At 60.0% G+C, this 11,068-nt stretch carries 12 protein-coding genes; 6 read left to right on the top strand and 6 right to left on the bottom strand.

All coding sequences use genetic code 11. The annotated features are described in order from the left end of the window. Window positions 1-118 precede the first annotated feature (118 nt). The 6 genes from ACW9UQ_RS17455 (at window position 119) to ACW9UQ_RS17430 (ending at window position 7,017) form a co-directional block, all read left to right on the top strand. Entirely contained in the window at window positions 119-349 is a 231-nt protein-coding gene (locus ACW9UQ_RS17455) for a hypothetical protein (RefSeq protein ID WP_458932285.1), read from the top strand. 45 nt (window positions 350-394) lie between these two features. Further along, entirely contained in the window at window positions 395-1,015 is a 621-nt protein-coding gene (locus ACW9UQ_RS17450) for a LysE family translocator (RefSeq protein ID WP_458932284.1), read from the top strand. Window position 1,016: 1 nt separating this feature from the next. Further along, the gene (gene moaB, locus ACW9UQ_RS17445; protein WP_458932283.1) at window positions 1,017-1,547 is read left to right on the top strand and encodes a molybdenum cofactor biosynthesis protein B; all 531 of its coding nucleotides are present in this window, start codon (window positions 1,017-1,019) and stop codon (window positions 1,545-1,547) included. Continuing rightward, on the top strand, window positions 1,544-1,993 hold the full coding sequence (locus tag ACW9UQ_RS17440) for an NUDIX domain-containing protein (RefSeq protein ID WP_458932282.1): 450 nt from the start codon (window positions 1,544-1,546) through the stop codon (window positions 1,991-1,993). The genes moaB and ACW9UQ_RS17440 overlap by 4 nt, the downstream gene beginning before the upstream one ends. A 152-nt stretch (window positions 1,994-2,145) precedes the next feature. After that, entirely contained in the window at window positions 2,146-3,624 is a 1,479-nt protein-coding gene (locus tag ACW9UQ_RS17435; protein WP_458932281.1) for an efflux RND transporter periplasmic adaptor subunit, read from the top strand. Window positions 3,625-3,627: 3 nt separating this feature from the next. Further along, the gene (locus ACW9UQ_RS17430; RefSeq protein WP_458932280.1) at window positions 3,628-7,017 is read left to right on the top strand and encodes an efflux RND transporter permease subunit; all 3,390 of its coding nucleotides are present in this window, start codon (window positions 3,628-3,630) and stop codon (window positions 7,015-7,017) included. Window positions 7,018-7,078: 61 nt separating this feature from the next. Here the strand turns inward: ACW9UQ_RS17430 and ACW9UQ_RS17425 are convergent, their stop codons facing one another. From ACW9UQ_RS17425 to ACW9UQ_RS17400, 6 genes are all read right to left on the bottom strand, one after another. Beyond that, window positions 7,079-7,582 (bottom strand): DUF3299 domain-containing protein, encoded by a 504-nt coding sequence (locus ACW9UQ_RS17425; protein ID WP_458932279.1) that lies wholly within the window; start codon window positions 7,580-7,582, stop codon window positions 7,079-7,081. Continuing rightward, window positions 7,582-8,094: a DUF3299 domain-containing protein gene (locus tag ACW9UQ_RS17420; RefSeq protein WP_458932278.1), complete on the bottom strand. Its 513-nt coding sequence runs from the start codon at window positions 8,092-8,094 to the stop codon at window positions 7,582-7,584. The genes ACW9UQ_RS17425 and ACW9UQ_RS17420 overlap by 1 nt, the downstream gene beginning before the upstream one ends. Beyond that, complete coding sequence (locus ACW9UQ_RS17415; RefSeq protein ID WP_458932277.1) at window positions 8,091-9,341, bottom strand: ABC transporter permease; 1,251 nt, start codon at window positions 9,339-9,341, stop codon at window positions 8,091-8,093. Before ACW9UQ_RS17415 ends, ACW9UQ_RS17420 begins: the two co-directional genes overlap by 4 nt. After that, the gene (locus ACW9UQ_RS17410; RefSeq protein WP_458932276.1) at window positions 9,338-10,033 is read right to left on the bottom strand and encodes an ABC transporter ATP-binding protein; all 696 of its coding nucleotides are present in this window, start codon (window positions 10,031-10,033) and stop codon (window positions 9,338-9,340) included. Before ACW9UQ_RS17410 ends, ACW9UQ_RS17415 begins: the two co-directional genes overlap by 4 nt. Before the next feature lie 2 nt (window positions 10,034-10,035). Beyond that, window positions 10,036-10,668, bottom strand: a complete 633-nt coding sequence (gene zrgA, locus ACW9UQ_RS17405) for a zinc uptake protein ZrgA (protein ID WP_458932275.1) — start codon at window positions 10,666-10,668, stop codon at window positions 10,036-10,038. A gap of 192 nt (window positions 10,669-10,860) precedes the next feature. Next, window positions 10,861-11,068 (bottom strand): hypothetical protein (locus ACW9UQ_RS17400; RefSeq protein WP_458932274.1); only part of this gene is annotated, 208 nt, incomplete at its 5' end.

Here is an 11,068-nt window from a genome sequence, read left to right as displayed (position 1 = left end):
AAGTTGAAGGAATTCAAACGCATCGCAATGAGGGCAGAGAAAACGGATGCCTCCTATGCCGCGATGATCAACCTGTGCGCAGCCATCATAAACTCACGATGAATGTCCACAGACCCTAATGTACACTTTGCTGGTCATCCTAATCGGGCTGATCGTCGGATATCTGGTCGGTTTCGACACGCTAGATGAATTCCCGACGGATTTGTCCTTCAAATCAACTTTTATCGAAGGCGCGATGAATGCGGTCACTTTCGCGGTTGGTGCCGTGCTGGTTGCACTGGTCTATGCCCGCCTGCGAGAGATCAAGCAGGGCGTCGGGTTGGAGGATCTGACAGAGATCTTCAGATAACAAATCGGGATTGAGTGTCCGGCGGCGATAAGCGATGGTTCGGTTATGAGTATTGAGCTTGCAACCCTATTGACGTTTGTTCCAGCTGCTCTGGCGCTGAATCTGACGCCGGGGACCGATATGATGATGTGCCTGGCGCAAGGCATCGGTGGCGGGCCGCGTGCCGGTGTTGCTGCCAGTGCGGGTGTGTCGCTGGGCGGTGTGATCCATGCAACGATTGCCGGGCTGGGGCTGGGTGCGCTGGTGGCGGCTCTGCCCTGGCTGTTCGACGCGATCCGCTGGCTGGGGGTCGCCTATCTTTTGTGGCTGACGCTAAAGATGCTGCGCAGTGGGGTGGCGACGTCCATGCCCCAGGGGGTCTCGGCCCGACACGCCTTTTGCGAGGGGCTGATCGTCAGTTTGACCAATCCCAAGGTGATCCTGTTCATTCTGGCCTTTGTGCCGCAATTCGTTGACCCGAGTCGGCCGGTTCTGGTGCAGTTTCTTATCTTTGGCGGTATTCTCAGTCTTGGCGGTCTGTTCATAAACGGGCTGGCCGGTGTGTTCGCCGGCGGATTAGGGCGGCGTCTGGCCACCGCCCCGCGCCTGGGTCAGGCGCTGGGCGCAGTCAGCGCAGGTATCTTTGCCGCCCTGGCACTGAGATTGGCTTTGATGGAAAGGGCCTGAAATGGCGGAAAGGCAGTTCATTCCGGTAAGGATCGCGGTTCTGACGGTATCTGACACGCGTGCGGCGGAACAGGACAAGTCAGGCGATACTCTTGTGGCGCGGATCGAATCGGCGGGGCACCAGCTGGCAGATCGACGGATTATTCGGGATGAACGGGCCGAGATCGCCGAAGCCCTGCGGGCCTGGATTGCCTCGCCCGAGGTTGACGTCGTTATCTCCACCGGCGGGACCGGGCTGACCGGTCGGGATGTGACGGTCGAGGCACATCGCGACGTCTATGAAAAGGAAATCGACGCGTTCGCAACCTTGTTCACCGTGATCTCGGTGCAGAAAATCGGCACGTCCGCAGTGCAGTCGCGCGCCTGTGGCGGGGTTGCGGGTGGCACGTATTTGTTTGCTTTGCCAGGCTCGCCTGGGGCCTGCAAGGATGGGTGGGACGAAATCCTGTCAAAGCAACTGGATTATCGCCACATGCCCTGTAATTTCGTGGAGATCATGCCGCGGCTAGACGAACATATGCGGCGCAAATGACACCTGAGGATTTCCCGGATATCGGTGTGTTCCAGCCAAGGTCAGGCTATTCAGGGGCATTGATCCTGATTGAGGATCAGGCAGGCCGACTTCTTTTGCAGTTGCGCGACGATGTACCTGGCATTTTCTGGCCGGGCCGCTGGGGGCTGTTCGGCGGAGCGATCGAGCCTGGCGAGGACATGGAGCAGGCGGCGCTGCGTGAGGTGAAAGAAGAAGTTGGCCTTACATTGAGTGCAGATCAATTGACGCCCTTTGGCAAACTTACGTCGCCACCGCCGCAGGAAGCGACGCTCTATGTATTTCTGGCGCGGCTGCATATTGTGCCAGCGGACATTTGCCTCGGTGAAGGCGCAGGGTTTGCGTTTCTGACCCCTGACCAGTTGCGGCGTGTCGACCTGATCGACAACCTTCAACCTGTGCTTCAGGCCTATCTCGCGCAGCGCTGATGTAGGGTGGGTGAAACCCACCATCGTAGTTATGCTGGTCGCGGGTGGGTTTCACCCACCCTACTGGCGACGGAACACTGGCTCGCCAAGCGTATAGCTGACAAACTGCCCTCTTAGGGCTATGCTGTGGCACTGGACGGAAGGCAGGACATATGCGGTTTCTGACCCGCTCATTTCTGGGTGTGTTTCTTCTTGGCCTGACGCTGGGGATTTTGGTCCTTGCCGGAGGTATGATCTGGCGCACTGCCAAGGACAGAGATACGGAAACGGCGCGAGAGCGGCTTGCGCGAGAGCGTGTCTTTACGATCAATGTGGCAACGCTGACCTCAGACCATATCACCCCCGTTGTCACTACATTTGGCGAGGTTGCAAGCTGGCGCAATCTTGAGGTCCGTGCCGTCACCGGCGGACGAATTTTAGAGTTGGCGGATGCGTTTCGCGATGGGGGGAAGGTCGTGCAAGGTCAGTTGCTGGCCCGGATTGACCCTGTGGATATGCAGGCCGCACTCGATCTTGCCCGGACCCGCAAGGCCGAGGCCGAGGCAGAGGTCGACGATGCCAAGGCCGCTTTGCTGTTGGCGCGCGATGATCTGACCGCGGCCAGCCAGCAACGTGATCTGCGTGCCCGTGCGCTAAGCCGGCAGCAGGATCTGACCACACGCGGTGCGGGCACGGCAGCCGCGATAGAAACAGCGGAACTGGCGCTTTCTTCGGCAGAGCAGACCCTGCTGGGGCGTCGCCAGGCATTGGCGCAGGCGGAGGCGCGGATCAAGCGGGCCGGGATCGCATTGGACCAACAAAAGATCATGCTGGCCGAAGCCGAGCGTACACTTGCGGAAACCAGCATAGACGCACCCTTTGCCGGTCTTTTGTCCGATATCCGTGTTTTCCAGGGCGGGCTTGTCACGCCAAATCAGGCCCTCGCGACGCTGATAGACCCAAGCGCATTGGAGATCGCCTTCCGCGTTTCCAATGCGCAGTTTTCCCGCCTGATCACCCAGGATGGAGAGTTGCGCGATGTCAGCATCACCGCAACTTTACCACTGGATGAATTTCCTTTGACCGTCTTTGGGCGCATCGACCGGGCCGGTGCGCGGGTGGGGGATGGGCAAACCGGTCGGCTGCTCTACGCCCGGATTGACGGTGGCAGCGCTGCGGCACTGCGGCCCGGTGACTTCATGCTGGTCGAGATCGAGGAGCCAGCCTTGTCCGATGTCACCGTCATCCCCGCGACAGCAGCCAATTCCCAGGGGGAGATTCTGCTGATCGGCGCCGATGACCGGCTGGAGCCTGCCAAGGTCACCATCCTGCGCCGTCAGGGCGACACATTGATTGTAAAGAATGCGCCGCTGGGGCGCGAATATGCGACCGAGCGCCTGCCTCAGATCGGGGAGGGGGTAAAGATCCGCCCGGTGCGCCCATCAGATGCCAGGACGGATGATGCGGCTGACGTGCCGGATGCCAGCGACACCGTGGCGTTGGATGATGGCCGACGTGCCCGGCTGATCGCTTTTGTTGAGGGCAATACGCGGATGCCCGGCGATATCAAGGCGCGCCTGCTTGATCAGCTGAGTGCAGCGCAGGTTCCGCGCGCGACGGTGGAACGGCTGGAACGCCGCATGGGGGGCTGAGCGATGGCTCGGATGCCCGATCGGGCAGGGGGGCTGTTGTTCTACTTTACCCGGCACCGCACTGCCGCCAACCTGATCCTCGTGATCATGATTGCACTGGGTCTGGTTGCAGGCACACAAATCCGGTCGCAGTTCTTTCCCGATGTGGTGATCAACCAGATTGATGTCAGTGTCACCTGGTCCGGCGCAGGGCCGGAGGATGTGGAGGCCGCCATCATCTCGGTCATGGAACCATCTTTGCTGGTGGTCGAAGGCGTAGAAAGCGTCACCTCTGCCGCGAATGAGGGGCGCGCTGGAATTTCCCTGTCCTTTGAGCCGAGATGGGACATGAGCCGCGCCATGGACGAGGTGCGCTCGGCCGTAGATGCGGTGCGAAATTTGCCCGAAGGTGTCGAGACGCCGAAAGTCACCCGCCGGGCCTGGCGGGACAGGGTGACGGATGTTGTGATCTCGGGACCGGTTTCTGTCGACCAACTGGGCCGTTTTGCCGACGAGTTTGTCACCCGGCTTTACCGCGAGGGGGTGACCCGCACGACAATTCGAGGCGTCGCGGCACCGGTGATCCGCGTCGACATCCCAGAGACCAACCTGATCCGCCATGACATCGCCCTTTCCACCATCGCAGCAACAATAGGCTGGGAGGCGGCGGCGAGCCCTGTGGGCGATGTTGCCGGTGGCGCGGCAAGGGTGCGAAGCGGTGTTGAAAAGCGCACGGCCGAGGATATCGCGGGCGTTGTCGTGCGTTCGGATCCTGACGGCTCAAAGCTCTATGTGTCTGATCTGGCAAGCATAACGGTTGAGGGCAGCGATAGCGGGCGTAGCTATTTCAAAGGGCCGCACCCGGCGGTTTCAATCCGGGTCGACCGATCCGATCTGGGGGATGCGATTGGCCTTCAGTCCACTGTGGCGCGGGTCGCAACCGAAATGCAGGCGGTGATGCCCGCAGGGGTTCAGGTTGAACTGATACGCACCCGGGCCGAAGCCATCACCGACCGCCTGGATATCCTGTTGGAAAACGGCCTTATGGGGCTGATCTTGGTGGTTGGGCTTTTGTTCCTGTTCCTTTCGGCCCGCGCGGCTTTCTGGGTGGCGGCAGGCATTCCTGTTGCCATGCTGGCGGCGGTTGCCTTGATGTATGCGGCCGGTCTGACCATCAACATGATCTCTTTGTTTGCATTGATTATTTGCTTAGGGATCGTTGTTGATGACGCCATCGTTGTCGCCGAGCATGCGGATTTCCGGGCGCGTAAATTGGGCGAGCCGCCCGTTGTGGCGGCAGAAAATGCGGCGCGACGAATGTCCTTGCCGGTGATGTCGGCAACGGTAACCACGGTGCTTGCCTTTGTCGCGTTGACGGCGGTGGGCGGGCGCTTTGGCTCGTTGATCGCGGATATTCCCTTTACCGTTTCGGTCGTATTGCTGGCGTCCTTGGCGGAGTGTTTCCTGATCCTGCCTAATCATATGGCACATGCTTTAGCCGTAGGTGTGCGACAGCGCTGGTATGACTGGCCGTCGAGGGTGTTCAATGTCGGGTTCTCCTGGTTTCTGCGCCGCGTTTTCCATCCTCTGATGCGTCTGGTGATTGCTCTGCGCTATCCGGTGCTGGCCGGGGCGATTCTGCTGCTGGCCGGGGCGGCCACAATGTTCATGCGCGGCGATGTGACGTGGCGGTTCTTTAACGCCCCTGAACGGGGCTCGATCTCGGGCAATATCGCGATGCTGCCGGGTTCCAGCCGTGCTGATACGCTTGATATGGTGCGCGAACTGCAACGCGCGACGGAGGCGGTGGGCGCGCGCTATGAGGCGGAACACGGTACCAACCCCGTGACGTTTGCCCTGGCCGAGGTCGGCGGCACCACGGGCCGGGGTCTGGCGGGGCAGGAGACCAAAGATACGGATCAGCTGGGGTCAATCGCCATTGAACTGATCGATGCGGACGCGCGTTCCTATTCCTCCTCTGCGTTTCTGGGTGAGTTGCAACAGGAGGTGCGCAATCATCCAATGCTCGAAACCCTCAGCTTCCGGGGCTGGCGATCCGGCCCCGGAGGGGATGCGCTGGATGTGCAGTTCTATGGCGCAGAGGCCCCGGTGCTGAAGGCTGCTGCCGAAGACCTGAAATCGGCGCTTGTCCGGTTCCCCGAGGTCTCGGCGGTTGAAGACAACCTTGCCTATGACAAGAACGAACTTGTGCTGGAACTGACGCCACTGGGCACAGCGCTGGGCTTTACGACGGATGCAATCGGGGCAGAGCTGCGCCGACGCCTCAGCGGGATCGAGGCTGCGACTTTCCCCGTTGGAGTCCGGGAAGCGAAGATCATGGTCGGTCTGCCAGAGGCGGACCTGAAGGCTGATTTCCTGACCCAGACGCGGATGCGTGCGCCCAGCGGCGCCTATATTCCCCTATCCGAGATCGTCAATGTGCGTGACACGCTGGGCTTTTCGACCGTGCGCCGGGAAAACGGGCGGCGGCTGGTCACGGTGTCGGGCGATATTTCCGAGGATGATCCGGTTCGCGCGCAGGCTGTGATAACGGCCCTTCAATCCGAAATTCTGCCGCGCATTGCCGAAGATCATGGCGTGGACTTTGTTCTAAGCGGTCTGGCCGAGCAAGAGCGCGCGTTTCTGTCAGATGCCTTTCTTGGCTTTGCTTTATGTCTCTTGGGCATCTATCTGACGCTGGCCTGGATATTCGCCAGTTGGGTGCGGCCGCTGGTGGTTATGGCGATCATTCCGTTTGGCCTGATTGGCACCATCTGGGGGCATTATGTCTGGGACGTGCCCTTGTCGATCTTTACCGTGGTCGGGCTGATCGGCATGTCGGGCATTCTGATCAATGACTCTATCGTTCTGATCACAACGATTGATGATTACGCCCGAAACCGTGCGCTGATCCCGGCCATCATTGATGCGGCGACAGACCGGTTGCGCCCGGTGCTTTTGACCACGCTGACCACGGTTCTGGGGCTTGCGCCGCTGCTGTATGAAACCTCTCGGCAGGCGCAGTTCCTGAAACCCACGGTGATCACGCTGGCCTATGGCCTTGGCTTTGGCCTGGTGCTGGTCTTGCTGGTCGTGCCTGCGCTTGTGGCGATGCAGCTTGATCTGGGGCGGATATTCAGATCGACCCGCCGAGGGTTTGCACCGTCGGCACCGCAGGCTGCACGTGGGCTGACAATGCTGGCGGCGGTCGGCAGCGTTGCGGTTGTTCTGGCTACGGCGGGCAGTTGGGTCTGGCAGCAAAGCCTGCCTCCCCCCCTGACAGAGGGTCTGGCGCGGCTGGGCGCAACACCGTCCAACATGGTGGTGCTGATGATGTTGGTGGCCGGATTGCTTGCGGTGTTCGTGGTGGTCTGGTTGTTGGCGGCGATCAGACCTCGATCATCCAGATCTTAACTTGACGCCAGTTGCCCGATCTTCGGCGCATCCAGCCGGGGGTTGCAGGAAACCCGAGCACCTACCCGCGAAACAGCTCAATCCGGTCGGCTGAAAGCGCATAGCCGACCTCGGCCAACTGGGTGGAGCGCGCGGCTGCCCCGAACATGCCTGTCACGGTGACCGGTTCGAACATGCCCCCCGACTGATAGGGCGTTTCGGTGGTCACCAGAACCAGCTGATTGGCAGGGGGTGGGGGGACATGGATACAGGCTCCGACATAAGGCACCAGAATAAACAATGTCACGCCACTGCCTTTGTAATCCAGTGGCACGACAAAGCCTGACAAGCGCACGACCCGTCCGTTCCAATCGTGTCGCACCCCGGTTGCCTCCGGTTGACGTTGAGCCAACGTATTGGAGTCATGCTGAACCACGCCCTGAAGCTCCGGCGGTAACGTAAATTCGCCTTTCGGGACCAGGTCGGACCACTCCAGATCAATGATCTCTTCCGCCCGCAATCTGGTCGCCAGCAGCCCGGCCATAGCGGCAAGGCCAAGGGCACGACGTGTGGGGCCGCGCTGCATCAGCTATACGCCTCTATCTCGTCCGCAGCGATCTGGTAGCCGATTTCGGCGATGTCGGTCGAGGTCAGTTTCGCGATCATCACTCCGGACACCCAAACGGCATCCCAGAGGTTTTCGCTGGGCCAGCGCGTCTCGGTCGTGACAAAGACCAGTTGATTGGGCGGCGGTGGCGGCACATGAATGCAGGCCCCGACATATGGCACTAGCACAAAGTCCGAGACGCCGTTTTCATCCCATTCCAGCGGAATGATATACCCCGGCAAGCGCACAGGTGTGCCATCCAGATCGGTATTCAGTTTAGAGGCATTCTCGTCAAAGATCGGTGCCCAGGTGTCGTTGACCTCATCCAGATCGCCCTCTCCGATGATCTGGCCATAGGGGATGCCGGGTGGTATCAGGTCATCCCATGTGATCTGGCGGTACTTTGCCGCCTGTCCGGCCCTCGGCAGAACAGTCATTGCCGCGCCCAGCAGTGCAAAACGGCGGCGAGAGATGGCTATGCGATTCCTCATGTGTGCACCATCATGCCATCGGCCAGTGATAAACGGTAGGCCCGAAATGCCGGCAGCAGGCTGGCCAGCGCGGCTGCGGTGATCACTGCGCCCAGCACCCAAATTTCCCGACTGGTTGGCGGATCAATCGGCAGCCAGATGCCGAACTTGGCGTCAATCATGGGCCGGAACAGCACCAAAACGCCATAGAGCAGCGCAATACCAAGTGCAGCCCCGGCAGCGGCCATCAGCGCAGCCTCAAGCACCAGCAGGCCCAGGATCGTCAGCGGGCGTGCGCCCATGGCCCGCCAGATCGCCATTTCGCGCCGCCGCTCGCTCAGGCCTGAGAAGATCATTGCCATCATGCCCAGAAGGGCGGTGATCACGACCATGGCTGACACCCCGATCAGGGCGGTTTCGGCAATGCCGACGATCTGCCAAAGCTCCTGAAGTGCGACGCCGGGCAAAACGGCGAGCAAGGGTTCCTCGGGGTATTCGTTGATCCAGCGCTGCAGTCCAAAGATCTGCAGCCGCGATTTTACGCCGACGAGGGCCGCGGTGATGGCCTTGGGTTCCAGACCCATTTGGCGGATCATCTCAACCGGTGTGGTTCTGCCGGGAGTTTTTGCGCCGCTTTGCCAATCGACATGGATGGCTTCAATAGCTTCGAGGCTGACGATCACTGTCCTGTCCACCGGCGTACCGGTTTTGGCGATGACCCCGGCGACGTGAAAAGGTTGATCATCATGGTGGGTAAACGATGCCAGACCGTGCGATACCACAATCGGATCGCCCACCTGATAGCCCAGTGTCGTGGCCACATCCGCGCCAATCACCGCGTCATATAGGTCGTTCAGGCTATGCCCATCCGCAACCTCTAACGCCCGATCCCCGCGGAACCGGTAGCGTTCGAAGAACTCTGCCGTGGTGCCCATGACGCGAAACTGTTTGTGACTGTCCCCAAGCGAGATCGGCACGATCCACTCCACCTCGGGCCGGTTCGCGATATCCTGATAGCTTTCCCAGGTGACGTTATTCGTGGCATTGCCGATCCTGAAAACGGAATAGAGCAGCAACTGCACCGAACCGGATCGCGCTCCGACAATCAGATCGGTGCCCGAGATCGTATCGGCAAAGCTGGCCCGCGCCCCGGTCCGTACCTTTTCCACGCCCAGAAACAGCGCAACGGACAAGGCGATGGCCAGCACCGTCATACCAACGGTTAGCGCGCGGGCCGACAGCGAGGCAATGGCCAGACGCAGGATCATGCCGTTCCCCTTTGTGTGCTGACGATATCGGCTATGCGGATCACCCGGTCAAACCGGTCGCCCAACCGTTCATCATGGCTGACCATCAGCAGGGATGATCCCGCTGCACTGGTTTGGTCAAACAGCAATTGCAAAAAACTGTCCTGCGTTTCGGCATCCAGCGCCGAGGTCGGCTCGTCCGCAATGATCAGCGGTGGCGCACCGATCAGGGCGCGGGCGACGGCAACGCGTTGCTGCTGCCCGACGCTCAATTCGCCAGCGGGGCTGTGCATGATGCCATCGGGAAGACCCAGCGCGGTCGCAAGGGTTGTGGCCTCGGCCAGGCCATCACTGACGCGGCGGCGGCGCTTTGGTGCAAAACGCAGTGGTAGCAGAATGTTATCGGCCACCCTGGCATAGGGCAGCAGGTTGAACTGCTGGAAGATGACGCCGATGGTTTCGGCGCGAAAGCGGTCACGCGCCCCGGCTCGCAGGGATTTCAGATCGGTTCCGCTGACTTGCACCTGGCCACGATCAGCCGCGACGATACCGCAGATCAGCGATAGAAGGGTCGATTTGCCCGAGCCGCTGGCCCCCAGCAACAACGCACTTTCCCCCTGTTTCAGATGAAAATCAGGGCAGACCAGCTGGAACCCGCCCCGCCCTGGCCAGGCGAAAGCAACATCGGTCAAGGCCAGGGCGGGATCGGTCATGCTTAGTTCAGGCTCAGTTCAGCCGCATCACGCCCGATCTCGGCCGTGCCGGTACCGGCATCTGTTGCATAGGTTGCCTCGATCTCCTGCGCGTTTTCGAAACGTGCGAAGAACGGGAAGCCAACGGTTGTCAGCTTTTCTGGATGCTCACAGTCGAACTTGTAACGAACATGGAATTCGCTGTGCTCAGCGCTCTCTTCATGGTCATGATGAGCGTCGCCTTCGCCGTGATCATGGTCTTCATGATCGTGATCGTCCTTGCCGTGATCATGCCCTTCGTGGTCTTCGTGATGCTCTTCCCCGTCATGATGATCGTGATCGCCGCCATGGAGATGGGCCATAACCTCTGCCAGACGGCATTCCGCAGCTTCGGGAAGGGTGATGATGTTTTCGGGAACCAACAAGGCACGGAGTGCTGCTTCTACTGCATCTTTATCAGCGTCGGTGCTGGCGGCATATTCGAAGCCAACGATATCCATGCCGGGCGACAGCAGGTTCATCTCGACCCCGCCATCTTCGGACGCGATTTGCAATGTGCTGACGCCATGAGCATGAGCGTCCATCTCGCGCTTTTCCTGTGCCAGCAGAGGTGTGGCGGCGACCGAGGTCAACAAAGCCAGTATCATGGGTTTCATGGTGATTCCCTTTCTATTCATTTGAAGATGGTGTGTGGATGAAGTGCAATGGTCGCGTGAATGGGGCGGATCAGATCGGTGTATGTCAGCCCCCCGGCAAAATGACCGAAATGATATCTGCCCCGGCTCATGCGCGATTCCCTCCTGAACTGTAGGATTGGTTATCTTATAACATAACTGACAGCAACTGATTTAAGTGTAGGTCAGTATTTGGGCAAAGGCCTGATGGCGGGGCCCCGAGGAAAGGCGTTTTCTGATCGATTCAGGCTGGCCATCATTCCAGAGCACCGTCCATTTAATCTGCAACATACCCGGCAGCCTTGAAGAGATTTCGGCACTCGTCTGGTGGGAAGAGGTCGCATGTTTGTGCAACGGATTTGAAAAGCGCTTCGAAGGTGCG

The sequence above is a fragment of the Halovulum sp. GXIMD14793 genome, from assembly GCF_054457435.1.
Note: the sequence above shows the minus strand (reverse complement) of the source record. Positions and strands in the feature narration are given on the sequence as shown.

Coding starts and splice junctions, on each gene's coding strand:
- moaB (WP_458932283.1), top strand. CDS start 1,017: ATGGCGGAAAGGCAGTTCATTCCGGTAAGGATCGCGGTTCTGACGGTA.
- ACW9UQ_RS17415 (WP_458932277.1), bottom strand. CDS start 9,341: ATGATCCTGCGTCTGGCCATTGCCTCGCTGTCGGCCCGCGCGCTAACC.
- ACW9UQ_RS17440 (WP_458932282.1), top strand. CDS start 1,544: ATGACACCTGAGGATTTCCCGGATATCGGTGTGTTCCAGCCAAGGTCA.
- ACW9UQ_RS17455 (WP_458932285.1), top strand. CDS start 119: ATGTACACTTTGCTGGTCATCCTAATCGGGCTGATCGTCGGATATCTG.
- ACW9UQ_RS17425 (WP_458932279.1), bottom strand. CDS start 7,582: ATGCAGCGCGGCCCCACACGTCGTGCCCTTGGCCTTGCCGCTATGGCC.
- ACW9UQ_RS17435 (WP_458932281.1), top strand. CDS start 2,146: ATGCGGTTTCTGACCCGCTCATTTCTGGGTGTGTTTCTTCTTGGCCTG.
- ACW9UQ_RS17410 (WP_458932276.1), bottom strand. CDS start 10,033: ATGACCGATCCCGCCCTGGCCTTGACCGATGTTGCTTTCGCCTGGCCA.
- zrgA (WP_458932275.1), bottom strand. CDS start 10,668: ATGAAACCCATGATACTGGCTTTGTTGACCTCGGTCGCCGCCACACCT.
- ACW9UQ_RS17450 (WP_458932284.1), top strand. CDS start 395: ATGAGTATTGAGCTTGCAACCCTATTGACGTTTGTTCCAGCTGCTCTG.
- ACW9UQ_RS17430 (WP_458932280.1), top strand. CDS start 3,628: ATGGCTCGGATGCCCGATCGGGCAGGGGGGCTGTTGTTCTACTTTACC.
- ACW9UQ_RS17420 (WP_458932278.1), bottom strand. CDS start 8,094: ATGAGGAATCGCATAGCCATCTCTCGCCGCCGTTTTGCACTGCTGGGC.